This is a genomic window from Rhodopseudomonas parapalustris, assembly GCF_053772255.1.
Genome location: NZ_JAMKBZ010000008.1, coordinates 1 through 26,831 on the forward strand (window position 1 = coordinate 1; position 26,831 = coordinate 26,831).

The 26,831-nt window shown below is 64.9% G+C and carries 25 protein-coding genes and 1 tRNA gene; 5 read left to right on the forward strand and 21 right to left on the reverse strand.

All coding sequences use genetic code 11. From position 1 onward, the window contains the following. Positions 1-152 precede the first annotated feature (152 nt). Genes M9H71_RS09180 through M9H71_RS09275 form a run of 20 tightly spaced genes read right to left on the reverse strand, consistent with a single transcriptional unit; the run spans position 153 to position 19,211 of the window. Positions 153-434 (reverse strand): DUF1467 family protein, encoded by a 282-nt coding sequence (locus M9H71_RS09180; RefSeq protein ID WP_455404739.1) that lies wholly within the window; start codon positions 432-434, stop codon positions 153-155. 3 nt (positions 435-437) lie between these two features. Then, a complete protein-coding gene (gene mce / locus M9H71_RS09185; RefSeq protein ID WP_114356119.1) occupies positions 438-842 on the reverse strand; it encodes a methylmalonyl-CoA epimerase in 405 nt (134 codons plus the stop codon). A gap of 41 nt (positions 843-883) precedes the next feature. After that, positions 884-2,554, reverse strand: coding sequence for a ribonuclease J (locus M9H71_RS09190; RefSeq protein ID WP_455404740.1), 1,671 nt, complete (start codon positions 2,552-2,554; stop codon positions 884-886). Beyond that, complete coding sequence (locus M9H71_RS09195) at positions 2,554-3,369, reverse strand: biotin--[acetyl-CoA-carboxylase] ligase (protein ID WP_455404741.1); 816 nt, start codon at positions 3,367-3,369, stop codon at positions 2,554-2,556. Before M9H71_RS09195 ends, M9H71_RS09190 begins: the two co-directional genes overlap by 1 nt. After that, on the reverse strand, positions 3,370-4,809 hold the full coding sequence (gene nuoN, locus M9H71_RS09200; RefSeq protein ID WP_455404742.1) for an NADH-quinone oxidoreductase subunit NuoN: 1,440 nt from the start codon (positions 4,807-4,809) through the stop codon (positions 3,370-3,372). A 19-nt stretch (positions 4,810-4,828) separates the two neighbouring features. Further along, the gene (locus M9H71_RS09205) at positions 4,829-6,346 is read right to left on the reverse strand and encodes an NADH-quinone oxidoreductase subunit M (protein WP_455404743.1); all 1,518 of its coding nucleotides are present in this window, start codon (positions 6,344-6,346) and stop codon (positions 4,829-4,831) included. Next, a complete protein-coding gene (nuoL, locus tag M9H71_RS09210; RefSeq protein ID WP_455404744.1) occupies positions 6,347-8,443 on the reverse strand; it encodes an NADH-quinone oxidoreductase subunit L in 2,097 nt (698 codons plus the stop codon). Positions 8,444-8,502: 59 nt separating this feature from the next. Next, on the reverse strand, positions 8,503-8,814 hold the full coding sequence (gene nuoK, locus M9H71_RS09215; RefSeq protein WP_011158489.1) for an NADH-quinone oxidoreductase subunit NuoK: 312 nt from the start codon (positions 8,812-8,814) through the stop codon (positions 8,503-8,505). After that, positions 8,811-9,449 (reverse strand): NADH-quinone oxidoreductase subunit J, encoded by a 639-nt coding sequence (locus M9H71_RS09220; protein ID WP_455404745.1) that lies wholly within the window; start codon positions 9,447-9,449, stop codon positions 8,811-8,813. The genes nuoK and M9H71_RS09220 overlap by 4 nt, the downstream gene beginning before the upstream one ends. Before the next feature lie 9 nt (positions 9,450-9,458). Beyond that, positions 9,459-9,947, reverse strand: coding sequence for an NADH-quinone oxidoreductase subunit NuoI (gene nuoI, locus M9H71_RS09225; protein WP_110785628.1), 489 nt, complete (start codon positions 9,945-9,947; stop codon positions 9,459-9,461). Positions 9,948-9,954: 7 nt separating this feature from the next. Continuing rightward, entirely contained in the window at positions 9,955-10,980 is a 1,026-nt protein-coding gene (nuoH, locus tag M9H71_RS09230; RefSeq protein ID WP_455404746.1) for an NADH-quinone oxidoreductase subunit NuoH, read from the reverse strand. Positions 10,981-10,989: 9 nt separating this feature from the next. Then, positions 10,990-13,065, reverse strand: a complete 2,076-nt coding sequence (gene nuoG / locus M9H71_RS09235) for an NADH-quinone oxidoreductase subunit NuoG (RefSeq protein ID WP_455404747.1) — start codon at positions 13,063-13,065, stop codon at positions 10,990-10,992. A 5-nt stretch (positions 13,066-13,070) separates the two neighbouring features. Beyond that, a complete protein-coding gene (nuoF, locus tag M9H71_RS09240; protein ID WP_455404748.1) occupies positions 13,071-14,396 on the reverse strand; it encodes an NADH-quinone oxidoreductase subunit NuoF in 1,326 nt (441 codons plus the stop codon). Positions 14,397-14,414: 18 nt separating this feature from the next. After that, positions 14,415-14,579, reverse strand: a complete 165-nt coding sequence (locus M9H71_RS09245; protein ID WP_234826901.1) for a hypothetical protein — start codon at positions 14,577-14,579, stop codon at positions 14,415-14,417. Positions 14,580-14,626: 47 nt separating this feature from the next. Next, positions 14,627-15,376, reverse strand: a complete 750-nt coding sequence (gene nuoE, locus M9H71_RS09250; RefSeq protein WP_455404749.1) for an NADH-quinone oxidoreductase subunit NuoE — start codon at positions 15,374-15,376, stop codon at positions 14,627-14,629. 2 nt (positions 15,377-15,378) lie between these two features. After that, positions 15,379-16,350 carry an FkbM family methyltransferase gene (locus M9H71_RS09255; RefSeq protein ID WP_455404750.1) on the reverse strand — a complete coding sequence of 324 codons (972 nt, stop codon included), beginning with the start codon at positions 16,348-16,350 and terminating at the stop codon, positions 15,379-15,381. Then, the gene (locus M9H71_RS09260; RefSeq protein WP_455404751.1) at positions 16,347-17,558 is read right to left on the reverse strand and encodes an NADH-quinone oxidoreductase subunit D; all 1,212 of its coding nucleotides are present in this window, start codon (positions 17,556-17,558) and stop codon (positions 16,347-16,349) included. The genes M9H71_RS09255 and M9H71_RS09260 overlap by 4 nt, the downstream gene beginning before the upstream one ends. 51 nt (positions 17,559-17,609) lie before the next feature. Then, positions 17,610-18,224, reverse strand: a complete 615-nt coding sequence (locus M9H71_RS09265; RefSeq protein ID WP_455404752.1) for an NADH-quinone oxidoreductase subunit C — start codon at positions 18,222-18,224, stop codon at positions 17,610-17,612. Positions 18,225-18,237: 13 nt separating this feature from the next. Beyond that, positions 18,238-18,855, reverse strand: coding sequence for a NuoB/complex I 20 kDa subunit family protein (locus tag M9H71_RS09270; RefSeq protein ID WP_455404753.1), 618 nt, complete (start codon positions 18,853-18,855; stop codon positions 18,238-18,240). Then, positions 18,846-19,211 carry an NADH-quinone oxidoreductase subunit A gene (locus M9H71_RS09275; protein ID WP_011158501.1) on the reverse strand — a complete coding sequence of 122 codons (366 nt, stop codon included), beginning with the start codon at positions 19,209-19,211 and terminating at the stop codon, positions 18,846-18,848. Before M9H71_RS09275 ends, M9H71_RS09270 begins: the two co-directional genes overlap by 10 nt. Before the next feature lie 318 nt (positions 19,212-19,529). Here M9H71_RS09275 and M9H71_RS09280 point away from each other — a divergent pair, with 318 nt between their 5' ends. Further along, a complete protein-coding gene (locus tag M9H71_RS09280; RefSeq protein ID WP_455404754.1) occupies positions 19,530-19,724 on the forward strand; it encodes a hypothetical protein in 195 nt (64 codons plus the stop codon). Between the two features lie 315 nt (positions 19,725-20,039). On the opposite strand, the gene M9H71_RS09285 is transcribed toward M9H71_RS09280, so the two are convergent. Further along, positions 20,040-20,116 (reverse strand) — tRNA-Asp (locus M9H71_RS09285). A gap of 246 nt (positions 20,117-20,362) precedes the next feature. Here M9H71_RS09285 and M9H71_RS09290 point away from each other — a divergent pair. The 4 genes from M9H71_RS09290 (at position 20,363) to M9H71_RS09305 (ending at position 26,754) form a co-directional block, all read left to right on the forward strand. Continuing rightward, entirely contained in the window at positions 20,363-20,674 is a 312-nt protein-coding gene (locus tag M9H71_RS09290) for an HU family DNA-binding protein (protein ID WP_011158502.1), read from the forward strand. 293 nt (positions 20,675-20,967) lie between these two features. Next, positions 20,968-22,221: a peptidase T gene (gene pepT / locus M9H71_RS09295; protein WP_455404755.1), complete on the forward strand. Its 1,254-nt coding sequence runs from the start codon at positions 20,968-20,970 to the stop codon at positions 22,219-22,221. A 122-nt stretch (positions 22,222-22,343) separates the two neighbouring features. Next, positions 22,344-23,588 carry an efflux RND transporter periplasmic adaptor subunit gene (locus tag M9H71_RS09300; RefSeq protein WP_455404756.1) on the forward strand — a complete coding sequence of 415 codons (1,245 nt, stop codon included), beginning with the start codon at positions 22,344-22,346 and terminating at the stop codon, positions 23,586-23,588. Between the two features lie 28 nt (positions 23,589-23,616). Further along, positions 23,617-26,754 carry an efflux RND transporter permease subunit gene (locus M9H71_RS09305; protein WP_455404757.1) on the forward strand — a complete coding sequence of 1,046 codons (3,138 nt, stop codon included), beginning with the start codon at positions 23,617-23,619 and terminating at the stop codon, positions 26,752-26,754. The last annotated feature ends 77 nt before the right edge of the window (positions 26,755-26,831 follow it).

Genomic DNA, 26,831 nt, shown 5'->3' on the forward strand with positions numbered 1-26,831 from the left:
AATCAACCGCTTCCAAATTGTTCATGGACGACTGAGTCGTTTGACTACGAGGCTCGTCGGATCGGCCGAACGTAACGAAGCCGGTCGCAGCGAATCGTGCGCGCGTCCGTCAGGTTCGACGGCGACGCGTCGCGTTGCGCGCGGCTCAGCCGCTACAGCGGCACATGCATCAGCTTGGCGAGACGATCGATGCCGAGCCAGCCGGCGTGATACGCGTACAGCGCGACCGCGAAGATCACTGCCGAAATCACCGTGGTCAAAAGCGCCTTGCGCGCAAGTAATGTCGCCACCGGCGCGCCTGGATCGGTGCCGGGTGTCGTCCCCTCACCTCCGCTCTCGGCGTGACTGCGCACGCCGAACGGCAGCGTCGCGAACAGTACGATCCACCACAGCACGAAGTAGATCGCGAGCAGTCCGGTGATCGTGGCGACCATGGCTCAGGCTTGTTCGATCTCGACCAGTGCGCCGGAGAAATCCTTCGGGTGGAAGAACAGCACCGGCTTTCCGTGCGCACCGATCTTCGGATTGCCGTCGCCGAGCACCCGGGCGCCTTCCTTGGTCAGGCGGTCGCGCGCTTCGATGATGTCCGGCACTTCGTAGCAGACGTGGTGGATGCCGCCGTCGGCATTGCGCTCGAGAAACTTGGCGATCGGCGAGGCCTCGCCGAGCGGCTGGATGAATTCGATCTTGGTGTTCGGCAGCGTCACGAACACGGTGATGACGCCGTGCTCCGGCAGCGGCACCGCGTCCGAGATCGCAGCGTCGAAACCGGCGCCATAGACCTTGGCGGCCTGCACCGCATCCTTCACCGCGATCGCTACGTGATTGAGCCGCCCGAGCATGTCACCCTCTTTTGGTTGTTGGTTTCTTGGTGGTGTTTATCTCAAACCGTCAGGACGTGCACCGTACACAAAGGTTTCTTGCCCCACTCCGCCTGGACGATCGAGCGGACCGTGCGTCGCACCGATTCCGCGACCGCGTCCGGGTCGCGCCGCCGCGCCCGCGGCAGGCCCTCGACGGTGGAGACGATCGCATCGAACACGATGTCTTCCAGCGGCTCGCCGGCGGTGTTTTTTTCCGGCATCCCGACCAGTTCGACTTCCGGATCGTCCGCAAGTTCACCGGCTTCGCTCAGCGCCAGCGCCACGAAGGCGCAACCGGAAAACGCCATCTTGCGGCGTTCGACCACGGCCCGCGAAGAGTCCTGCTCCAGGATAGTGCCATCCTTGTACAGCCGGCCCGACGGCAACTGATCGATCACCGCGGGATCGCCCGGCCCGAGCCGCACCAAATCGCCGTTGCGGCAGACCATCACCTTCGGCACACCCATCTGCCGCGCCAGCTTGGCGTGTTCGTTCAGATGCAGCGCCTCGCCGTGCACCGGGATCAGCAATTGCGGCCGCACCCACGAGATCATCTCGCGTAGCTCGTCGCGGCGCGGATGGCCGGAGACGTGGACGAGATGATCGCGATCGGTGATCACCTCGATGCCTTGAGTCACCAGCCCGTTGATGATGCCGCCGACCGCCTTCTCGTTGCCCGGAATGGTCCGCGACGAGAAGATCACGCAGTCGCCCTTGTTCAGCGTGATTTCGGGGTGATCGTCGCGCGCGATCCGCGCCAAAGCGGCGCGCGGCTCACCCTGGCTACCGGTGCACAGCGCCAGCACCTTGTCGGGCGGAAAGTGCCCGTAATATTCAGGTCCGCGAAAGCTCTGCACGCCGTCGAGATGGCCAGTTTCACGCGCCACCTGCGCGACGCGGTCCATCGCGCGGCCGACGAGCACCACTTCGCGCCCTGCAGCCTTCGCCGCATCGGCGACGGCGCGGATGCGGCCGACGTTGGACGCGAAGGTCGTCACAGCGACACGGCCCTTCGCCGACTTGATCAGGCCGGCGAGCGAGGCCGCAACTTCAGTCTCGGACGGCGAGCGGCCGTCGCGTACCGCGTTGGTGGAATCGCCGATCAGCGCCAGCACGCCCTCGTCCCCGAGCTGGCGCAGCCGCGCCTCGTCGGTCGGCGCGCCGACCACGGGGGTCGGGTCGATCTTCCAGTCGCCGGTGTGCAGCACCGTGCCGACCGAAGTCCGGATCGCCAGCGCGTGGCTTTCCGGAATCGAATGCGCGACCGGAATGAACTCGACGCTGAACGGGCCGAGATCGATCGTGCCGCCCGACGGCACTTCGGTAATCGGGATCTTCAACGTGGTGCGCTCAGCCGCGAGCTTGGCGGCGAACAGCGAGGCGCTGAATTTGGTGGCGTAGATCGGACAACCGAGCTTCGGCCACAGATCGATGATCGCGCCGAAATGGTCCTCGTGGGCGTGTGTCAGTACCAGTCCGACGAGGTTCTTTTTCTCTTTCTCGAGAAATCGGACGTCCGGCATGATCAGGTCGATGCCGGGCAGATGCTCCTCGTCACCGAACGACACGCCGAGATCAACCGCCAGCCAGCTTCGCTGGTGGCGGTTGCCGAGACCGTAGATCGACAAATTCATGCCGATCTCGCCGACACCGCCGAGCGGAGCAAAAGTTAGTTCGTCGGGTCGTGCCATTAATCTGCAGCCTTTGCTGACGCCGCATCGCCGAAATAGACGTCGCCGGCCGCGATCGGAATGCGTCTCCGATCGGACGTGATCAGGACCATACAGCCTGTTTCATCGATGGTGTCGAATATCCCGGAAACAACCGTGGAGCCCGACCGGATGGAAACCGTCTGGCCAAGCCCCGCGGCCCGCTCCAGCCAGAGATCGCGGATCTTTGCGAAACCTCGCCCGTCATCCCAGATGCCGCGCATCTCGTGCCACGAATCCGACAGAGCCGCAAATACGTCTTCCGCGGTAGCGGTCACGCCGAGCTGGCTCAAGCATGTCACCGCGGTTGGCAAACCTTCCGGCGCAGCGACCACGTTGGTGCCCATCCCGACCACAACGGCGAGTCGTCCGTCAGGCAACGTCTCGGCTTCGAGATTCATCCCGACGAGCTTCGATCCACCAGCCAGGATGTCGTTGGGCCACTTCAACCGATAATCGTTCGCAGGCGAATTCGGCGACCGCATCGCGGCCTCGACGCTGACCTCCCGCAATGCCTTCTCGAGCGCGACGCCGGCAGCAAAGCCGAGAGTCGCGGCAACCGTCGGGGTGACGTTGAAGCTCTCGACGACGGAGCTGGCCAAATTACCGCGCGGCGCCACCCAGGCCCGATTGCGACGACCGCGTCCGGCGGTCTGCATCGTGGTCACGAACCAGCACGGCGTCCGCCCTCCCGCCCGGGCGTGCGCCATCGCGTCGGTGTTGGTGGAGCCGGTCTCGTCGAAGACCTTCAGGCCGACGCCGGCCGTGCGCGCCTTGGGTCCGAGTGCGAACGCCACCTAGAACAGCGACTTGGCAGCCGCCGTCGCCGCGTTCACCAGCGGCGCCGGGTAGATGAAGAACAGCAGGTTGAACAGGCCTGCAACCATCAGCACGCTGCGCAGCTCCGGCCGGACCGGATCGATACCGGGCGCGGGCTCGTCGAAATACATCGTCTTGATGATCGCGAGGTAGTAGTAGGCGCCCACCACGCTGCAGACCACGCCGATCACCGCCAGCACGAACAGCCCGGCCTTGATCGCCGCCATGAACACGTAGAACTTGGCGAAGAAGCCGGCCAGCGGCGGAATGCCGGCGAGCGAGAACAGCAGCATCGCGAAGAAGAAGGCGAGCGGCGGATTGGTGCGCGACAGGCCGGCGAAATCGGAGATGCTCTCGACGTGCTGACCGTTACGGCGCATCGACAGGATCACCGCGAACGCGCCCAGCGTCATCGCCACGTAGATCGAGATGTAGACGATCACGCCCTGCGCGCCTTCAACGGTGCCAGCCGACAGGCCGACCAGCGCGAAGCCAATGTGGCCGATCGCCGAATACGCCATCAGGCGCTTGATGTTCTTCTGCCCGATCGCGGCGAACGAGCCGAGCGCCATCGAGGCGATCGCCACGAAGATCACGATCTGCTGCCACTGCGGCACGATGCCCGGGAACGCGGTCAGCGTGACGCGAGTGAAGATCGCCAAACCCGCCACCTTCGGCGCCGACGCGAAGAACGCCGTGACCGGGGTCGGCGCGCCTTCATAGACGTCCGGCGTCCACATATGGAACGGCACCGCCGAGACCTTGAAGCACAGGCCGGCGAGCAGGAACACGAGGCCGAACACCAGGCCGATGTTGCCGTCCTTGGCCACTGCGGCAATGCCGGAGAACTGCACCGTGCCGGTGAAACCGTAGATCAGCGAAGCGCCGTACAGCAGCATGCCGGACGACAGCGCGCCGAGCACGAAGTACTTCATGCCGGCCTCGTTGGACTTGGCGTCCTTGCGGTTGCTGGCGGCCACCACGTAGAGCGCGAGGCTCATCAGCTCGAGGCCGAGATACAGCATGATCAGGTCGCCGGCCGAGATCAGCAGCAGCATGCCCGCCGACGACAGCAGCACCAGGATGGCGTATTCGAACATCCGCCGCGACGGATCGGTCAGGACTTCGAGCGACAGAAGCAGCGTCACCGCCGAACCGATCAGCGCCAGCACTTTGAGGAACCGGGCAAAGTCGTCGACCACGAAGCTGCCGCCGAACGTGACCAGCTTGCCGGCCGGCAGCGCGAACAGCTCCAGCGCGCCGGTGGCGAGCAGCAGCAGGATCGCCAGCACCGTGATGGTGCCGGTGGCCTTTGGTCCGCGATACGCGCCGAGCATCAGGAGCAGCATCGCCCCCACCACCAGAACCAGTTCCGGCAGGATCGGCAGCAGCGGGTAACCGGCTGTTTCAAAGTTCATCGGGATTGGTCCTTGCCGGTCACGGCAGCGCCGCTGCCTTCACGGCAGTCACGGCGGCAGCGTAGTTGTTGACGAGTTGCTGGACGGAGGCGGCGGACATGTCGAGCACCGGCTTCGGATAGAAACCGAACAGCACGGTCAGCACCACCAGCGGTGCCAGCATCAGCCCTTCCCGCCAGGTCAGGTCCTTGATGGTGGCGAGCGACGGCTTGGTCAGCGCGCCGAACACCACCTTGCGATACAGCCACAGCGCGTAACAGGCGGACAGGATCACGCCGGTGGTCGCCAGCGTCGCGGTCGGCACGTTGACCTTGAAGGTGCCAAGCAGGGTCAGGAACTCGCCGATAAAGCCCGAGGTGCCCGGCAGGCCGACATTGGCCATGGTGAAGATCAGGAACACCAGCGCGTACAGCGGCATCCGGTTGACCAGTCCGCCATAGGCGGCGATCTCGCGGGTGTGCATGCGGTCGTAGACCACGCCGACGCAGAGGAACAGCGCGCCGGAGACGATACCGTGGCTGATCATCTGGAACACCGCGCCGGATACGCCCTGCGTGGTGCCGGCGAAGATGCCCATAGTGACGAAGCCCATGTGCGCGACCGAGGAGTACGCGATCAGCTTCTTGATGTCCTCCTGCATCAGCGCGACCAGCGAGGTGTAGATGATCGCAATCACCGACAGGGTGTAGATCAGCGGCGCGAAATACGCCGATGCGTCGGGGAACATCGGCAGCGAGAACCGCAGGAAGCCGTAGCCGCCCATCTTCAGCAGGATCGCGGCGAGCACGACCGATCCCGCGGTCGGCGCCTCGACGTGAGCGTCGGGCAGCCAGGTATGCACCGGCCACATCGGCATCTTCACCGCGAACGAGGCGAAGAACGCCAGCCACGCCCAGGTCTGCAGCTCGCGCGGAACCGAGGTTTGCAGCAGGGTCGGAATGTCGGTGGTGCCGGCGTTCCAGTACAGCGCCATGATCGCCAGCAGCATCAGCACCGAGCCGAGCAGCGTGTACAAGAAGAACTTGAACGATGCGTACACCCGGCGCGGACCGCCCCAGATGCCGATGATCAGGAACATCGGGATCAGGCCGCCTTCGAAGAACAGATAGAACAGCACCAGATCGAGCGCCGAGAAGGTGCCGATCATCAGCGTTTCGAGCACCAGGAACGCGATCATGTATTCGCGCACCCGCATCGTCACCGAGCGCCAGCTCGCGATGATGCAGAACGGCATGATCGCGGTGGTCAGGATCACCAGCGGCAGCGAAATGCCGTCCAGACCCATGTGATACGTGATGGTGTTGCCGAGCCAGGGCGCCTTTTCGACGAACTGGAAGCCCGGATTGGCGGAGTCGAAGTGCCAGACCAGCAGCAGCGACACCGCGAAGGTGATCAGCGTGGTCCACAACGCGATCCAACGCGCATTACGACGCGCCGCCTCGTCTTCGCCGCGGGCGAGATAGACCAGCGCCGCGCCGAGCACCGGCAGGAAGGTAACGACCGAAAGCACCGGCCAGGTCATGATCGAAGCCGACATTTACCGGCCCCCCAAGCCGAGCATGAACCAGGTGATCAGACCGGCCACGCCGATCAGCATCGCAAATGCGTAATGGTAGAGATAACCGGTCTGCATCCGGACCACGCCGCGGGTGACGTCGAGCACCCGGGCGGAGATGCCGTCGGGCCCGAGACCGTCGATCAGCATGCCGTCGCCCTTCTTCCAGAGCTGTCGCCCGATCCACTTCGCCGGCCGGACGAAGATCACCTCGTACAGCTCGTCGAAGTACCACTTGTTGAGCAGGAACTGATACAGCAGCCGGTGCTGGCCGGCGAGCTCCACCGGAATATCCGGACGGCGGATGTAGAACAGCCACGCCACCAGGAAGCCAACCGCCATCATCACCGTCGGCATGAACGCGATCCAGGCCGGGATGTGGTGCATCTCCTCGATGATGTGCGGGTGCATCTTCAGCGACGAGCGGAAGAACTCCTCGATGCCGTGACCGGCGAACAGCTCCTTGAACGGATAGCCGGCCGCCAGCGCGCCGAACGCGAGCACGAACAGCGGGATCGTCATCACCAGCGGGCTCTCGTGGGCCGCCTCGTAGTGCTTGCGATCGTGCGGCTCGCCGTGGAACGTCTTGAACACCAGACGCCACGAGTAGAACGAGGTCAGCAGCGCCGCCACCACGGTCATCAGAAAGCCGTAGAATGCCAGCGGGTTCTTCGACACGAACGCGGCCTCAATGATCGCGTCCTTCGAGAAGTAGCCGGCGGTCAGCGGGAAGCCGGTCAGCGCCAGGGTGCCGATCAGCATCACGCCGTAGGTGAACGGGATCCGGTCCTTGAGACCGCCCATGTGGCGGATGTCCTGCTCGTGGTGCATCGAGTGGATCACCGAACCGGCACCCAAGAACAGCAGCGCCTTGAAGAAGGCGTGGGTGAACAGGTGGAACATGCCGACCGAGTAGGCGCCCGCCCCCATCGCCACGAACATGTAGCCGAGCTGCGAGCAGGTCGAATACGCCACGATCCGCTTGATGTCGTTCTGCACGAGGCCGATCGTCGCCGCGAAGAACGCGGTGGTGGCGCCGAAGAACATCACCACGGCCTGGGCGTCCGGCGCGAGTTCGAACAGCGGCGACATCCGTGCCACCATGAACACGCCAGCGGTGACCATAGTGGCGGCGTGGATCAGCGCCGACACCGGGGTCGGGCCCTCCATCGCGTCCGGCAGCCAGGTGTGCAGCAGGAACTGCGCCGACTTGCCCATCGCCCCCATGAACAGCAGCAGGCAGGCCAGCGTCAGAGCGTCGGCATGCCAGCCGAAGAAATTGATCGTCTTGCCGGTCAGGCCCGGCGCGGCGGCGAAGATGGTGTCGAAATCGGTCGAACCGACCAGAACGAACACCGCAAAGATGCCGAGCAGGAACCCGAAGTCGCCGACGCGGTTGACCACGAAGGCCTTGATGGCGGCAGCGTTGGCCGACGGCTTTTGATACCAGAAGCCGATCAGCAGGTAGCTCGCCAGACCGACGCCTTCCCAACCGAAGAACAATTGCAGCAGGTTGTCGGCGGTCACCAGCATCAGCATCGCGAAGGTGAACAGCGACAGATAGCCGAAGAACCGCGGCCGATGCGGATCCTCGTGCATGTAGCCGATCGAATACAGGTGGACGAGCGACGACACCGTCGTCACCACCACCAGCATCACGGCGGTCAGAGTGTCGACCCGCAGCGTCCAGGCGACTTGCAGATCGCCGGAATTGATCCACGGCAACAATGCCACGCGTGAATCGTGGTGCATGAAGCCGACTTCCACCAGCGTCACCCAGGCCAGCGCGCAGGAGATCAGCAGCAGCGTCGTGGTGACGATCTCGGCGAGCCGCGAGCCGGCAGCAGCCGGTTCGGTCGGGCCGTGGGCGTGATCGTCGTGCGCATGGTCGTCGTGACCGTGCGCCGCGTGAGCATGGGCGTCGTGCGATGTATGGCCATGGGCGTCGTGGCCATGACCGTGATCGTCGTGATGTTCGACGGTGTCACCGCTCGGGTTGCGGGCATGGGCGCCCACCAGCGCAATGACGGCGGCGATCAGCGCGCCGACGAGCGGCAGGAATACGATAGCCTGGATCATGCGCGCGCCTTCAGCCTCCGGACGATGCCGTCAATCCGCACTCGATTGCCGATCATGCCCTAGCCCTTCATCAAGTTGATATCTTGCACCGCGATCGTGCCGCGGTTGCGGAAGAACACCACCAACACCGCCAGGCCGATCGCAGCCTCGGCGGCGGCGACGGTCAGAACCAGCAGCGCGAACACCTGGCCGACGATGTCGTTCAGGTAGATCGAGAACGCCACCAGGTTGATGTTCACGGCGAGCAGCATCAGCTCGATCGACATCAGGATGATGATGACGTTCTTGCGGTTCAGGAAAATGCCGAGGGTGCCGAGCGTGAACAGCACCGCGGCGACCGACAGAAAATGGCCGAGCCCGATCTCGTTCATCGCACCCACTCCGCAGCATCGTTGTCGGACAGTCCCTGCCCCGTCTTGACGTGGCGGATCGCCATCGCCGTCTCCTTCGAGCGGGCGTTCTGAGCGGCGATGTCCTGCCGCTTGACCTTCTTCTTGTGGCGCAGCGTCAGCACGATCGCACCGACCATCGCCACCAGCAGGATCATGCCCGACACCTGGAAGTAATGGATGTAGCGGGTGTAGAGCACCAGTCCGAGCGCTTCGGTGTTGGAAACGCCGGCCGGGATCGGCGCCGTCACCGTCTTGGTCACGGTCGGGCTGATCACCCAGCCGCCGGCCAGCAGCAGCAGCTCGGCGAGGAAGATGAAGCCGATCAAGAGGCCGAACGGCAGATATTCGAGGAAGCCTTCGCGAAGCTGGCTGTAGTCGACGTCCAGCATCATGATCACGAACAGGAACAGCACCGCGACGGCGCCGACATAGACCACGATCAGGATCATCGCCAGGAATTCGGCCCCCATCAGCACGAACATGCCGGCGGCGTTGACGAACACCAGGATCAGGAACAGCGCGGAGTGCACCGGGTTGCGGGCGACCACGACCATCACCGCGGCGGCGATCGCCACCCCGGCGTAGAGATAGAAGAACAGAACGGGCATCGACATGGCGTCAGCTCACCGGTACGGCGCGTCAAGGGAGATGGCCTTGGCGATTTCGCGTTCCCAGCGGTCGCCGTTGGCCAGCAGGCGGGCCTTGTCGTAGTACAATTCTTCGCGGGTCTCGGTGGCGAACTCGAAATTCGGTCCCTCGACGATCGCGTCGACCGGGCACGCCTCCTGGCAGAACCCGCAATAGATGCATTTCACCATGTCGATGTCGTAGCGCACCGTGCGGCGGGTGCCGTCGTTGCGGCGCGGGCCGGCCTCGATGGTGATCGCCTGCGCCGGGCAGATCGCTTCGCACAGCTTGCAGGCGATGCAGCGTTCCTCGCCGTTGGGGTAACGGCGCAGCGCGTGCTCGCCGCGGAACCGCGGCGAGATCGGATTCTTCTCGAAAGGATAATTGATCGTCGGCTTCGGTTTGAAGAAGTAGCGCATGGCGAGAAAGAACGCCGATACGAACTCGGTCAGAAGCAACGAACGGGCGGTAGCGGTGACGTTCATCAAAGCCTCATTTCGGTGCCAGGCCGGCGAACTGCAGGACGGCCGCCACGATCACCACCATCGCCAGCGACAGCGGCAGAAACACCTTCCAGCCCAGCCGCATCAGCTGGTCGTAGCGGTAGCGCGGCACGATCGCCTTCGCCATCGCGAACAGGAAGAACATGAACAGCAGCTTCAGCGAGAACCAGACGATGCCCGGCACCCAGGTGAAGGGCGCGTAAGGCACCGGCGGCAACCACCCGCCGAGGAACAGGATCGTGCCCATCGCGCACATCGTCACGATCGCCACGTATTCGCCGAGCATGAACAGCAGGTACGGGGTCGACGAGTATTCGACCATGAAGCCGGCAACCAGCTCCGACTCCGCTTCGACCAGGTCGAAGGGCGGGCGATTGGTTTCGGCCAGTGCCGACACGTAGAACACCACGAACATCGGGAACAGCGGCAGCCAGTACCAGCCGAGCATGCCCCATTTGCTGTCCTGCGCCTCGACAATCGCGGTCAGGTTGAGCGAGCCGACGCACAGCAGAACGCAGATCACCACGAAACCGATCGAGACTTCGTAGGACACCATTTGCGCGGCCGAGCGCAGCGCGGCCAGGAACGGATACTTCGAGTTCGACGACCAGCCGGCCATGATGATGCCGTAGACCGACAGTGACGACACCGCGAGGATGTAAAGCACGCCGACATTGATGTCGGCGATCACCCAGCCGGCATTCACCGGGATCACCGCCCAGGCCGCCAGCGCAAGGACGCAGGTCACCAGCGGTGCCAGCAGGAACAGGCCCTTGTTGGCGCCGTCCGGAATCGTCGGCTCCTTGAGGACGAACTTCAGCAGGTCGGCGAACGACTGCAGCAGACCCCACGGCCCGACCACGTTCGGGCCGCGCCGGATCTGCACCGCCGCCCAGATCTTTCGGTCGGCGAGCAGGATGTAGGCGATCGCGATCAGGAGGATGACCAACAGCAGCACGCTCTGCCCGACGACAACGAGCAGCGGCCACAGGTTGGTCGCGAAGAATTCAGCCATGGGTCCCGCCTACTCCGCCGCCGTCAGCAATTGCCCCGACGCAAGGCGGGAACATTCCGCCATCACCGCGGACGCCCGCGCGATCGGGTTGGTCATGTAGAAATCGGCGATCACCGGCTTGAACGGCGTCTTCTCGACTCTGCCGCCAGCGCCCGCCAGCTTGCGCACATCGGCCGGGTCGCCGGCCTCGATCTGATCGATCCGCATCAGATGCGGCACCTCGGCGAACAACGCCTTGCGCAGCGCCGCCAGCGAGTCATAGGGCAGCTTAGCGCCGAGCGCTTCCGACAGCGCCCGCAGGATCGCCCAATCCTCGCGTCCATCGCCCGGAGGGAACGCCGCCCTGCCCGCGATCTGCACCCGTCCTTCGGTGTTGACGTAGATGCCCGACTTCTCGGTGTAGGCGGCGCCCGGCAGAATCACGTCGGCGCGGTGCGCGCCGCGATCGCCATGGGTGCCGATGTAGATCACGAAGGCGCCATCCGGCACCTTGATTTCATCGGCGCCGAGAGAAAACAGCATGTCGACGCCGCCGGCAGTCGCCATCTCCGCCGCACCCAGGCCGCCCTTGCCCGGCACGAAGCCGATGTCCAGCGCGCCGACGCTGGAGGCCGCCGGATGCAGCACCGCAAAGCCGTTCCAGCCGTCGTCCAGCGCACCGACGTCGGCGGCGAGCTTGGCCGCCAGCGACAGGATAGCCGGGCCGTCGCGCCGCGCGGTCGCAGCGGCGCCGACCAGGATGATCGGGTTCTTGGCTTTCTTCAGCGTCTCGGCAAAGCCGTGCTTGCCGGCGATCAGATCGTTCAAAGTGTCGGTGCCGGCGCCGAGATAATCGTAGCCGTAGGTCAGATCGGCCCTGTCGCCGATCACGCCGATCGGCATGCCGCTGGCGCGCCAGCGCTTGCGGATGCGGGCGTTGAGGATCGCCGCTTCTTTCCGCGGATCGGAGCCGATGATCAGCACCGCGTCGGCCTGCTCGATGCCGACGATGCCCGGATTGAAGATGTAGCTGGCGCGGCCGGCCTTCGGATCGAAGGCCGCGACGTTCTGCGCCGCGATGTTGTCCGAGCCCAGCTTGGCGAGAAGCTGCTTCAGCGCGAACATCTCTTCGACCGCGGCAAGGTCGCCGGCGATGGCGCCGATCTTCTTGGCCGACGTGCCGTCGAGCTTGGCCTTGATCGCGGCGAACGCCTGCGGCCAGCTCGCCGGCTTCAGCTTGCCGCCCTCGCGGACATAAGGCCGGTCGAGCCGCTGGGTGCGCAGGCCGTCGACGACGTGGCGGGTCTTGTCGGAGATCCACTCCTCGTTGATCGCCTCGTTGACGCGCGGCAGGATCCGCATCACCTCGCGGCCGCGGGTATCGACCCGGATCGCCGAGCCGACACCGTCCATCACGTCGATCGACTGAGTCTTGCCGAGCTCCCAGGGCCGCGCCGCGAAGGCGTAGGGCTTCGAGGTCAGCGCGCCGACCGGGCAGATATCGACCAGATTGCCCTGCAGCTCGGACGTGAGCGCTTTCTCCAGATAAGTGGTGATCTCCATGTCCTCGCCGCGGCCGATCGCGCCCATCTCCGGCACGCCGCAGATTTCGGCGGCGAAGCGCACGCAGCGGGTGCACTGGATGCAGCGGGTCATCGAGGTCTTGACCAGCACGCCGAGATACTTGTCCTCGACCGCACGCTTGTTCTCGGCGAAGCGGCTCTGATCGACGCCGTAGCCCATCGCCTGGTCCTGCAGGTCGCACTCGCCGCCCTGATCGCAGATCGGGCAGTCGAGCGGATGATTGATCAGCAGGAATTCCATCACGCCTTCGCGCGCCTTCTTGACCATCGGCGATTTGGTCGAGATTTCCGGCGGCTCGCCGTTCGGGCCCGGACGGCAGTCGCGCACGCCCCAGGCGCAGCTCGCCACCGGCTTCGGCGTGCCCTTCAGCTCGACCAGACACATCCGGCAGTTGCCGGCGATCGACAGTCGCTCGTGGTAACAGAACCGCGGAATCTCGGCGCCGGCCGACTCGCAGGCCTGCAGCAGCGTGTATTCCGGCGGAACCTCGACTTCCTTGCCGTCGACGATGATCTTGATCATGGCAGTCACTCCGCCGCTTGCATGTGCGCCGGATCGAGCACGCCCTGGTCGTCGAGCGTGGCCTTGCGCGAGAAGTCGTCGATGCGGCGCTCGATCTCCGGGCGGAATGCGCGGATCAGGCCCTGGATCGGCCAGGCCGCGGCATCGCCGAGCGCGCAGATGGTGTGGCCTTCGACCTGCTTGGTCACTTCCAGCAGCATGTCGATTTCGCGCTTGTGGGCGCGGCCGTGCACCATCCGGTCGAGCACGCGCCACATCCAGCCGGTGCCTTCCCGGCACGGCGTGCACTGGCCGCAGCTCTCGTGTTTGAAAAAGTAACTGATGCGCGCGATTGCCGCGACGATGTCGGTGGACTTGTCCATCACGATCACGCCGGCGGTGCCGAAGCTCGACTTCACCGCACGGGTGCCGTCGAAATCCATGATCAGCTCTTCGCAGTCCGCCGCCGGGATCAGCGGGCACGACGCACCGCCAGGAATGATCGCCAGCAGATTGTCCCAGCCGCCGCGAATGCCGCCGCCGTGCTTCTCGATCAGCTCGCGGAACGGGATGCCCATCGCCTCTTCGACGACGCACGGCGTGTTGACGTGGCCGGAGATGCCGTAAAGCTTGGTGCCGACGTTGTTGGCACGGCCGATCGAGGAGAACCATGCCGCGCCGCGCCGCAGGATGTCGGGCGCCACCGCGATCGACTCGACGTTGTTGACGGTGGTCGGGCAGCCGAACAGACCGACGTTCGCCGGGAACGGCGGCTTCAGCCGCGGCTGGCCCTTCTTGCCCTCGAGGCTTTCGAGCAGCGCGGTCTCTTCACCGCAGATGTACGCGCCGGCGCCGTGAGCGACGTAGAGGTCGAACGGATAGCCGTGGACATTGTCCTTGCCGATCAGCTTGGCCTCGTAGGCCTGATCGATCGCCGCCTGCAGCCGCTCCCGCTCACGGATGAACTCGCCGCGGACGTAGATGTAGCCGGTGTGGGCGCCCATCGCGCAGCCGGCGAGCAGACAGCCTTCGACCAGCGTGTGCGGGTCGTGACGCATGATCTCGCGGTCTTTGCAGGTGCCGGGCTCGGACTCGTCGGCGTTGACCACCAGATAGCTCGGCCGGCCGTCGGCATTGTCCTTCGGCATGAACGACCATTTCAGGCCGGTCGGGAAGCCGGCGCCGCCGCGACCGCGTAGACCCGACGCCTTCATCTCGTTGATGATCCAGTCGCGGCCCTTGTCGATGATCGCCTTGGTGCCTTCCCACGCGCCGCGACGGCGCGCGCCCTTCAGCGTCCAGTCGTCGAGACCGTACAGGTTCCGGAAGATGCGGTCCTTGTCGTCCAGCATGGCTTGCGGCGTTCCCTGTCAGCGTTTGGTTTGCATGTGAGCGAGTCCAGCCGCGCAGCCCCCGAAGGTCAGCGCCCAGATCAGGCTCGATTGAAGTGTCGCACCGAGCGCGTAGCGCTGCAGCAGAAATATGAACGCTGCGGCGGCGACACCGTGCAGCAGGATGTAAACCGGGGTCGGCATGGCTCTCGCGCTTTCCGCGACGGCGCCCCCCGCTGGGGCGATCATCGTCATGGCGTGTTCTTACCGCTGGCATCGGCTGCGGGCGGCTTCGGTGCCGGCCGCTCCTGGACATTGGCCGCCGCCCCGCTCCGCTTGGGCTCGTTGTCGGTCAGCGCCGGACCGTTGGCCTCGACCGGCGATACATTGATACCGCCGCCGGTGAGGGTTGTCGGCCCGGTGATTGGCGCGGCGTGCTGGCGGCCGTTCTGCGGACCCGGATTCGGCGGATTGCCGGCGGCGAAGCCGTCGAGCACCTTGTTCAAGGTCTCCGGGGTCAGGTCCTCGTAGACGTCCTTGAAGATCTGCACCATCGGCGCGTTCACGCAGGCGCCGGCGCACTCGACCTCCTCCCAGGAGAAGTCGCCGTCGGCGGACAGATGGAACGGATCATGATGGATGCGGTTCTTACAGACTTCGATCAGCTCGCCGGCACCGCGCAGCCGGCACGGCGTGGTGCCGCAGACCTGGACGTGGGCCTTCTTGCCGACCGGATTGAGCTGGAACATGGTGTAGAAGGTCGCGACTTCCAGCGCGCGGATATGCGGCATCTGCAGCATGTCGGCGACGGTGCGGATCGCCGCTTCCGGCAGCCACCCGCCGCACTGCTCCTGCGCCCGCCACATGATCGCGATCACCGCCGAAAACTGCCGTCCCGGCGGATATTTGGTGATCTCTTTCTGCGCCCAAGCGAGATTGTCCGCGGTGAACGCGAAGCTCTCGGGTTGCAACTCTTTCGGTGCCAGACGACGAACGGACATGCTCAGTTTCTCGCCGAGCGTTTCGCCACGCTCGCATTGAGGTGTTGGATACGGGCGTGCCAGAACGCGCTCGCGGTTCCGACGACGTTGTAGCCGACATTCGACGCGACCTTGATCCGGTCGAGAATGCCGAGGTCGACCACGGCCTCGTATTGATTGCTTTGCGGGTCGTACACGACCAGCTTCAGCGGCGTATGTTCGAGGATGTAGCGCGAAACCGTGTGATCGCGATCGCTGCCGTGCTCTTCGCACAGGATTGCGGTGTCTTCAGCGAGCAGCCGCTCGCCGCCGCGGATCGCATCGATCTCGACACCTTCGACGTCCAGTTTGACGATGTACTTGCCGCCGACCGGCAGATGACCGTCGTCGATCAGATCGTCGAGCCGGATTACCGACACGTCTTCGCCCGCGGCATCGGGCTTACCGACGATGCTGAACGCCTCGTGCTTGGAGCCGGACAGCTTGGCGATGCCGCGCGCGGCGCCGACGGCGCATTTCATCACCGAGAACCGGTCGCCATTGATCTTGGCGTTGTGCGCCAGGCGGGCAAAGTTCTGGCTCGACGGCTCGATCGCCAAGGTGCGATGCGCACCGAACGGCGCGCTCGACACCAGCACCGACCAGTAACCGTAATTGGCGCCGCAATCGATCAGCGTGTAGTCGACGTCGGCGGCGTCGCGGAACAACAGGTCCAGCTCGATCTCGTAAGAGTAATCGCGCTGCAGCAGCTTGCTCCAGTAGCCGTCGCCATAAGGAAACACGAAGGTCGCGTCCGGATTGAGCTTGATGGCGATGTCGCGCTCCGGCAACGCCTTGCGCATCAGGTTCGCCGCGGCGTTGTAGCCGCGATACGAGAACGTCGACGATACCCGGGCGCCCATCACCAGCGCGCACGCCGCCACACGCTCCAGGGCGCCTGCGCCCTCGAGCGCGCCGGTGGCGCGGTCGAACTGGATGGGCTCGGGGACGTTCACCGATCGACCTCTCCGAACACGATGTCGAGCGAGCCGAGGATCGCCGAGACGTCGGCCAGCAGATGGCCGCGGCTGAGGAAATCCATCGCCTGCAGATGGGCGAAGCCCGGCGCGCGGATCTTGCACTTGTACGGCTTGTTGCTACCGTCGGACACAAGATACACGCCGAATTCGCCCTTCGGCGCCTCGACCGCGGCGTAGACTTCGCCGGCCGGAACGTGGAAGCCTTCGGTGTAGAGTTTGAAGTGATGGATCAGCGCTTCCATCGAGCGCTTCATCTCGCCGCGGCGCGGCGGGAAGATCTTGTGGTCGTCGACCACCACCGGGCCCTGCCCGGCCGGCTCACGCAGCTTGGCGATGCACTGCTTCATGATCCGCACCGCCTGCCGCATCTCTTCCATGCGGATGTGGTAACGGTCGTAGCAGTCGCCGTTCTTGCCGATCGGTACTTCGAAATCGAGTTCGGCGTAGCACTCGTAAGGCTGCGACTTGCGCAGATCCCACGCCGCGCCCGACCCGCGCACCATCACGCCGGAGAAGCCCCAGGCCCAGGCCTGATCGAGCGTCACCACGCCGATGTCGACGTTGCGCTGCTTGAAGATGCGGTTGCCGCTGAGCAGCCGGTCGAGGTCGTCGACCACCGCCGGGAAAGCGTCGCACCAGGCGTCGATATCGTCGATCAGCTTCGGCGGAAGATCCTGATGCACGCCGCCGACGCGGAAATACGCTGCGTGCATCCGGCTGCCGGACGCCCGCTCGTAGAACATCATCAGCTTTTCGCGCTCTTCGAAGCCCCACAGCGGCGGCGTCAGGGCGCCAACGTCCATCGCTTGGGTGGTGACGTTGAGCATATGCGACAGGATGCGGCCGATCTCGGCGTACAGCACGCGGATCAATTGCGCGCGGCGCGGCACGGCGATGCCGAGCAGCTTCTCGACCGCCAAGCAGAACGCGTGCTCCTGGTTCATCGGCGCGACGTAGTCGAGCCGATCGAAGTACGGGATCGCCTGCAGATAGGTCTTCTGCTCGATCAGCTTCTCGGTGCCGCGATGCAGCAGGCCGATGTGCGGATCGACCCGCTCGACCACCTCGCCGTCGAGCTCCAGCACCAGCCGAAGCACGCCATGCGCCGCCGGATGCTGCGGACCGAAATTGATCGTGAAGTTGCGGACGCTGGGCGCGTCTGCGGCGGCGGCGGCGTCAGCCATGGAGCGGGCTCCGCGTCAAAGCGAGTAGAGAACGGCGAACAGCGAGCGGCATCACGACTTCACCCCCGCCTTCTCGTCTCCGGGAAGGACCGGATAGTCTGCGCCTTCCCAGGGCGATAGAAAGTCGAACTTGCGGAATTCCTGATTGAGCCGGACCGGCTCGTAGATCACCCGCTTCTGGTCGTCGTCGTAGCGAACCTCGACGAAACCGGTGAGCGGAAAATCCTTGCGGAGCGGATGCCCGTCGAAACCGTAATCGGTCAGCAACCGGCGCATGTCGGGATGACCGGTGATGATGATGCCGTACAGATCGTAGGCCTCGCGCTCGAACCAGTCGGCGCCGGGGAACACGTCGATGATCGACGGCACCAGCGTGGTTTCGCCGACCTCTGCCTTCAACCTCACCCGCTCGTTCAGCTTCGGCGACAGCAGGTGATAGACGATCTCGAACCGCTGCGCGCGGCCGGGATAATCGACCGCGGTCATGTCGATGAAGCTGATGAAGCGGAAGCGCGGATCGTCGCGCAACGTGCGCACCGCCTCCACGATCTTGGCGGCATCGACAGTCAGCGTGAGCTGGCCGAACGCGACCGAATGACCGGTCGCGACGCCCGGCAAGGCGCCGACGATCGTCTGACCCAGGGTGTCGAGCCCGTTGTCGTCCATGAAACAGCCTTCTTCAGCGTTCGATAGTGCCGGTTCGCCGGATTTTCTTCTGCAGCAGCATCACGCCGTACAGCAGCGCTTCGGCGGTGGGCGGACAGCCGGGCACATAGATGTCGATCGGAACGATGCGGTCGCAGCCGCGCACCACGGAATACGAATAGTGGTAGTAACCGCCGCCGTTGGCACACGACCCCATCGAGATCACGTAGCGCGGCTCGGGCATCTGGTCGTAAACCTTGCGCAGCGCCGGAGCCATCTTGTTGGTCAGCGTGCCGGCGACGATCATCACGTCCGACTGCCGCGGCGAAGCGCGCGGCGCGAAGCCGAACCGCTCGGCGTCGTAGCGCGGCATCGACAACTGCATCATCTCGACCGCGCAGCAGGCCAGACCGAACGTCATCCACATCAGCGAGCCGGTGCGCGCCCAGGTGATCAGATCATCGGTCGCGGCGACGAAGAAGCCCTTGTCGGACAGCTCGCGGTTGACGTTGAGGAAGAACGGATCGTCGGCCCCGACCGGCTTGCCGGTGTTGGGGTCGATGATGCCGGTCGCGGGCCGAGCGATCAGCGGCTGCGCGCCGATCGGATGTTGCGACGGTGTCGGCTGCATCGTCTCAGGCCTCAATCCCATTCCAGCGCGCCCTTCTTCCACTCGTAGGCGAAGCCGACGGTCAGGACGCCGAGAAACACCATCATCGACCAGAAGCCAGTCGCGCCGAGCTTGCCGAAGGCCACCGCCCACGGAAACAGAAACGCGACTTCGAGGTCGAAGATGATGAACAGAATGGCGACAAGGTAGAATCTGACGTCGAATTTCATGCGGGCATCGCTGAAAGCGTTGAATCCGCATTCATAAGCCGAGAGCTTTTCCGGGTCCGGCTGCTGATACGCGACCGCGAACGGCGCGACCAGAAGGACGAAGCTCAAACCGGCCGCGACGATGATAAAAACGACGATTGGCAGATAGTTAGACAGAATGCCGCTCATCACCCGCTCCCTAACCCCGCGGCCCGTTGTGCTGCCGCAGACTCGTTCGCATTTGAATTGTTCTACCGCTTAGCGCAGTGCAACAGGGGGCGCAAGCCAAGCTGTGGCAACTCCGAGGCATATGCACGCTCTACGTCTTTAGCAGCACGAATTCGTGACTCATCATTCACCACAGACCGCAGATCGTATCAACCAAACGGAAACCATACGGCCATCGCACGAAACCCTTTTCGGAACCGGCGAAACGATCCTGAAACACACGTAAGGCTATCGTCGGTTCGTCAACGCGGCAACAGCAAGAGCCGCGGGGAGGCAGCGATGAACCACTCTTTGCATTCAGCGGATCGTGCGACCCACCTGAAGATCGTGGTGGTGGCCCTCGTTGCCGGTATCAGCGTCGCCGGGCTCGGGATCATGGCCCGCACCACTGCGGCCGACAGCCAGACCGCCCAGGTGATCAAGGCCACAAAGCAGATGACCCTCACCGACTCGGGCCAATCGACGGTGAGGTAACCACAGCCGTCTGTTATCGCATCAGCGGTAACGGAGGGTTAAGCAGGCCGGCACTCAGCCACCCCTCACCTGCAAGTTCATAACGCCCTGATCGGCGGCCAGCGGAAACGCGCCGGCAAACGCCCTCGCCGCCCGCGATACGTCCGCTCCCTCTAGGTCGGCGCAACAAACCCAATTGGCGGCAGAGATCGCAACACGCGCGTCATGGACCGCGTGGACGCTTCCCCGAACCAACAGCGACACACGGCTTCGGTTCAGGTCGATCGAGAGCATTTAGGGAAATTCGCGGGATCGCCAAACGCCCTTGGGGCGAAGTGGCGCGAGAGACGGGGCTCGAACCCGCGACCTCCGGCGTGACAGGCCGGCGCTCTAACCAACTGAGCTACTCCCGCGTGGTTTGCATCAACCGCGCAGGCGGTCGATTAAAGGGCCCGCCCTCCCAAGTCAAGCGGCTTGAGGCAGAGATTCCCATTCTCGTGCACAGCTTTGCATTTATCCTTTAATGTCGGCGTTTTTCAGCATGCCAATGCAAATAATGCGCTGTTTACAGGGCAAACGGCGTAGGCAGCGCCCACCCGAATCATCTAAGCCCTGCTACGTCTTAGTTTCTAAGCCGCCACACACAGCAGGAGGGCTATATGGCGAAGAAAGCAGTTGCCAAATCCGCAACGCCGGCAACGGTGACCCTGAAGCATCTCGCAGCCGCGCTCGCCGAAGAGCACGAGCTGTCGAAGAAGCAGACCGAGGCCATCCTCGGCGACATGGTGACCCGCATCACCAAGCACCTGAAGAAGGGCGAGCGTATCCGCATCGTCGGCCTCGGCATCCTCCAGGTCCGGAAGCGCGCCGCCCGCATGGGTCGCAACCCGGCCACCGGCGAGCAGATCCAGATCAAGGCCAGCAAGAAGGTGGCGTTCCGCGCCGCCAAGGAACTCAAGGAAGCGATCTGATTCTGCTTCCCGGGTCATTGGTTCGGGCGTTTCCGGTCTTCCGGATCGCTTGAACAGAGCTCGTCCCGCGCGGCGCTGGGGCCGGTTTCCAACGCGATTGGAGCCAGCTCCGGTTCAGATTGAAGAACGGCAGGTTTGGGCGTCCGCCCGCCTGCCGTTTCTTTTTTGATGCCAGCCGTCGTTCGGGTGCGGGTCGCGCCGCGCGCCCGGACGCGATATCAACAGGAAAGCTCGCGACCGAACGCGCTTGATCGCCACGCCGGGGTGTTTGCGGGCCTGCAGGGAGTTCGGACGTGACCGCGATTAACTTCGACTTCACCGTGCTGGAGCGTTTCCTCCGCTACGTCACGATCGACACCCAGTCGGACCCGGCCTCCGACACCTGCCCCTCCACAGAGAAGCAGAAGAATCTCGGCGCTCTGCTGGCGCAGGAGCTGCGCGAGTTGGGGCTCACCGACGCCCATCTCGACGACCACGGCTATGTCTACGCGACGATTCCTGCGACCTCCGCCAAGCAGAATGTCCCGGTGATCTGCTTCTGCGCCCACATGGACACCTCGCCCGATTGTTCAGGAGCCGGCGTCAAACCGCAGGTGTGGAAGGAATATCAGGGCGGCGACATCGTCCTGCCCGGCGACTCGTCGCAGGTGATTCGGCGCGCCGAACATCCGGCGCTGTCGGAGCAGATCGGCCACGACATCATCACCAGCGACGGCACCACCCTGCTCGGCGCCGACAATAAGGCGGGCGTCGCCGAGATCATGGATGCGGCGCGATTCCTTTTGGCGCATCCCGAGATCGCGCACGGCACACTCAAGATCCTGTTCACCCCGGACGAGGAGATCGGCCGCGGCGTCGATAAGGTCGACCTGACCAAGCTCGGTGCCGATTTCGCCTATACCATGGACGGCGAAAGCGCCGGGCACATCGAGGACGAAACCTTTTCGGCCGACAGCGCGGTGATCACCATCGAAGGCGTCAGCGCCCATCCGGGGTTCGCCAAGGGCAGGATCGAGCACGCCATCAAGATCGCCGCGGCGATCATCGAGCGGCTGCCCAAGACCGGCTGCTCGCCGGAGACCACCGAAGGCCGCGAAGGCTTCCTGCATCCGATCGGAATCACCGGCACGCTGGAGAAGGCGACCGTCGGCTTCATCGTCCGCGACTTCACCGAGGCCGGACTGCAAGACAAGGAGACGCTGCTGCAGAGCATCGTCGAAGAGGTGATGCTGGATTATCCGCGCTCGCGCGCCAAGATCGAGATCCAGCCCCAGTACCGCAACATGAAGCAGGTGCTCGACCGCCATCACGAGTTGGTCGAGAACGCCCGTGAGGCGATCCGCCGCGCCGGCCTCACCCCCGTCACCGCCGCGATCAGGGGCGGCACAGACGGCGCCCGGCTGTCGTTCATGGGGCTGCCCTGCCCCAACGTGTTCGCCGGTGAGCATGCCTTCCACTCCCGGCTGGAATGGGTCAGCCGCCAGGACATGGAAGCCGCGGTCCGGACCATCGTGCATCTGGCGATGATCTTCGAGCAGCAGGCGTAAGACGCGCAAGCGGCGCTGCTGACGCGGCATCTTCCGAACTGTTGGACCATCCCTCTGGAATCAGCTCTGAGTTCCCGTGCCGCGCGAGTTCCATCCGCGCGCGCGACACGGGGGAGCTTCGGATGATTTGCGCCCGCTTCTTGTCTTTGGCGTCGTCACGCAGAGTCGGACTCGTCGCGCTGGTCGCAGCCGCCCCGATGGCGCTGACCGCATGCAAGGAGCAGAATACCTACGCCGCGCCGCCGCCCGCCAAGGTCACCGTCGCCAAGCCGACGCAGGCGCCGGTGACGCTGTATGCGGAGTTCACCGGCAATACCGCGCCGGTCGCCTCGGTCGACCTCGAAGCGCGGGTGCAGGGCTTCATCGAGAGCATCGACTATCTGGACGGTGAAGCGGTCAAGAAGGACCGCGTGCTGTTCAGGATCGAACGGGCGCAATACCAGGCCCAGGTCGACCTGCAGCAGGCGCAGCTCGACGGCGCCAAGGCCAAGCAAGCCAACGCCCAGCGCGAAGCCGACAGGCAAGCGATCCTCGGCCAGAAGGACGTCGCCTCGCAGCGCAATGTCGACGACGCCCAGACCAATCTGGCCTCGGCCAACGCCCAGGTCGCCGCCGCCGAAGCCTCGCTCGCCCTCGCCAAGACCTCGCTCGGCTACACCACGGTGACGGCACCGTTCGACGGTGTCGTCACGCGCCGCCTGGTCAACGTCGGCACCCTGGTCGGCTCGGCCGGCACCACCAAGCTGGCCACCATCCTTCAGGTCGATCCGCTCTACGTCTACTTCAACATCACCGAGCAGCAGCAGATCGCCTTGCGCGACGCGCTCGCCAAGCGCGGCAAGACGCTGAAGGACATGCGGGAAGAGCGGATGGAGCTGCCGATCGAGGTCGCGCTGTCGTCCGACACGACGTTCCAATACGCCGGCAAGGTCGACTACATCGCGCCGCAGCTCGATTCCGCCACCGGCACGCTGCAGCTCCGCGGCTCGTTGCCGAACAAGAACGTGGCGCTGGTGCCCGGCCTGTTCGTCCGGGTCCGTGTCGCCGTCGGCAAGCTCGACGACGCGATGCTGATCAACGACGCCGCGGTGATGTCGAACCAGACCGGCAGCTACGTGATGGTGGTCGGCACCGGCGACGTGGTCGAGCAGCGTCAGGTCACGCTCGGGCCGCAGGAAGGGCAACTGCGGGTCGTGACCAACGGATTGAAGGCCGACGACCGAGTGGTGATCGGCGCGATCCAGCGCGCCGTCGCCGGCAACACCGTGGCCCCGGTCACCGGGACCATGGCGGCCGCCCCGACGGCGCCGACCCCGGCGCCCGCCGCGCTGAGCCCTGGAGCCCAATCCGGTACTGCGAAACCCTGATCCGATCGGCCCTCACGAGGCGTTGCCCATGTTCTCGCGCTTCTTCATCGAACGGCCGGTGCTCTCCAACACCCTCGCCTTCCTGATCATTCTGCTCGGCGCCTTGGCGCTGATGCGGCTGCCGGTGTCGCAATATCCGGACGTGGTGCCGCCGACCGTGTCGGTGTCCGCGACCTATCCCGGCGCCAGCGCCCGCACCGTGATGGATTCGGTGGCGCTGCCGATCGAGCAACAGGTCAACGGCGTCGAGGGCATGATCTACATGCAGTCGACCAGCGCCAGCGACGGCAGCTACAGTCTGGTCGTCACCTTCGACATCGGCACCGATCCGAACATGGCGCAGGTGCTGGTGCAGAACCGGGTATCGCTGGCCAGCGCGCAACTGCCGATCTCGGTTTCGACCCAGGGCCTCAACGTCAAAAAGAAGTCGACGTCGATCCTGCAGTTCGTCAGCCTGTACTCGGCGGACGGACGCTACGACAATCTGTTCCTCTCCAACTACGCCAAGATCAACATCCAGAACGAGCTGGCGCGGTTGCCCGGCGTCGGCGACGTCTCGGTGCTCGGCTCCGGCTCTTACGCGATGCGGATCTGGCTCGATCCGGACAAGCTGCAGAGCTACGGTCTAACTCCGAGCGACGTGGTCAGCGCCGTGCAGCAGCAGAGCAACCAAGTCACGGCCGGCCTGGTCGGCGGCCCGCCGGCGCCGTCGATCGTCAATTTCCAATACGCGCTCGACGTCGTCGGCCGCTTCAACGAAGCCACCGAGTTCGAGAAGATCGTGGTGAAGGCGGTCGACCAGGGCGGCGGCAAGCTGGTGCGGATCGGCGACATCGGCCGCGTCGAGCTCGGCGCCTCGTCCTACGGGCAGACCGCCACGCTCGACGGCAAGCCCTCGGCCGCGATTGCGATTTCGCTGCTGTCGGGCGCCAACGCGCTGTCGGTGGCCGAATCCGTCAACGCCAAGATGAAGGAGATGGCGCGGTCGTTCCCGGCCGGGCTCGACTACAAGGTCTCATTCGACAGCACCAAGTTCATCACCGCGTCGGTCGACGAGGTGTACGAAACGCTCGTGATCGCGGCCGTGCTGGTGCTGGTGGTGATCCTGATGTTCCTGCAGGACTGGCGGGCGATGCTGGTGCCCGCCACCACCGTGCCGGTGACCATCATCGGCGCGTTCGCGGCAATGTCGGCGATGGGCTTCACCGTCAACACCACCAGCCTGTTCGCGCTGGTGCTGGCGATCGGCATCGTGGTCGACGACGCCATCGTCATCGTCGAAGGCGTGTCCCGGCACATCGCCGGCGGGACGTCGAGCCGCGAAGCCGCGGTCAAAGCGATGTCGGAGCTGTTCGGCCCGATCATCGGCATCACTTTGGTGCTGATGGCGGTGTTCCTGCCGGCCGCCGCGATCTCCGGGCTGACCGGCAAGATGTATCAGCAGTTCGCGCTGGTGATCGCCGCCACCGCGCTGATCTCGGCGGTCAACGCGGTGACACTGAAACCGACGCAATGCGCGTTGTGGCTGCGCGCGCCGGAGCCGCCGGAGCAGCGCAATCTCGTCTACCGGATCTTCAACGCGGGGTATGCGCGCTGCGAGGCGGTGTATGCGGCGCTGATCCGCCGGCTGGTGGCGTTCAGCATCCCGACCACGATCGTCGGGCTGGCACTGATCGGCGTCGCGTTCTACGGGCTGTCGCGGGTGCCGACCGCCTTCCTGCCCTCCGAAGATCAGGGCTATTTCATCGTCAGCCTGAAGCTGCCGGATTCGGCCTCCGCCGGCCGCAGCGAAGCAGCGGTGGCCAAGGCGGTCGAACTGGTGCGCAAGACCGCGGGCGTCGAGAGCGTGATCGGCGTCTCGGGAATCTCGCCGCTCGACAACAACGCCACGATGTACAACGCCGGCATGCTCTACGTGGTGCTGCACGACTGGGACCAGCGCAAGACCAAGGATCTGAGCATCGACGCGATCGCCGCCAGGGTGCGCGCCGCGCTCGGCGAGCTCGACATGGCGACCGCGCTGGTGCTGATGCCGCCGCCGATCCAGGGCATCGGCAACACCTCTGGCTTCACCATGATGGTGGAGATGAAGAACGGCAGCTCGGATTTCCTGGCGCTGCAGAACGCCGCCCAGCAGCTCGCCGCCAACGCCTCGACCCAGAGCGGCATCACCCATGCCGCCTCCACCTTCAACGCCGACGTCAAGCAGCTCCGCCTGGTGGTCGACCGGATGAAGGCGGAGACGCTCGGCGTTACCGTCGGCCAGGTATTCTCGGCGGTCGAGAGCTATCTCGGCTCGACTTACGTCAACCAGTTCACCAAGTTCAACAACGTGTTCCAGGTCTATGTCCAGGCCGACGCGCCGTTCCGGCTGCGGCCCGGCGACGTGCTGAAGCTGAAGGTCAAGGGCTCGAACGGCCAGATGGTGCCGGTCGGCGCCGTTGCCTATCTCACCGACGAGGTCGGCCCGCCGCTGATCACGCTGTACAACCTCTACCCGGCTGCGACCCTGGTCGGTAGTCCGGCGCCCGGCTTCAGCTCCGGCGAGGCGATGACGCTGATGAGCGAAGCCGCCGCCAAATCGCTGCCCTCCTCGATGGGCACTGCCTGGACCGGGATGTCGTATCAGGAACAGGTGGTCGGCAATCAGATCTACTACGTGTTCGCGGTGGCGCTGCTGCTGGTGTATTTCGTCCTCGCCGGACAATACGAAAGCTGGCTGCAGCCGCTGGCGGTGATCCTGGCGGTGCCGCTGACCCTGCTCGGCACCGTCGCGGCGCTGGAATGGTCGGGCATGCCGAACGATCTCTATACGCAAATCGGCATCGTGCTGCTGATCGCGCTGGCGGCCAAGAACGCGATTCTGATCGTCGAATATGCCCGCGAGAAGTGCATCGAGGGCATGCCGATCGCCGAGGCCGCGGTCGAGGCCGCCCGGCTCCGGTTCCGTCCGATCCTGATGACCTCGTTCGCGTTCATCTTCGGCATGCTGCCGCTGGCACTTGCGACCGGCGCCGGTGCCGGCGCGCGGGTGTCGCTCGGGATCGCGGTGGTGGCCGGCATGCTGGCCTCGACCGGCCTCGCGGTGCTGTTCGTGCCGTCGTTCTTCGCCGTGCTGCAGCGGCTGGGAACGCGGCGCAAATCCGTCGCCGTCCCCGCGAGATAACGCCGCAGCCCCGCTGCCGGCCGCAGCGAAGCGGCTCCCGCGCCGGTCCGCTCGCCTTGCACAGACCACGCCCCACG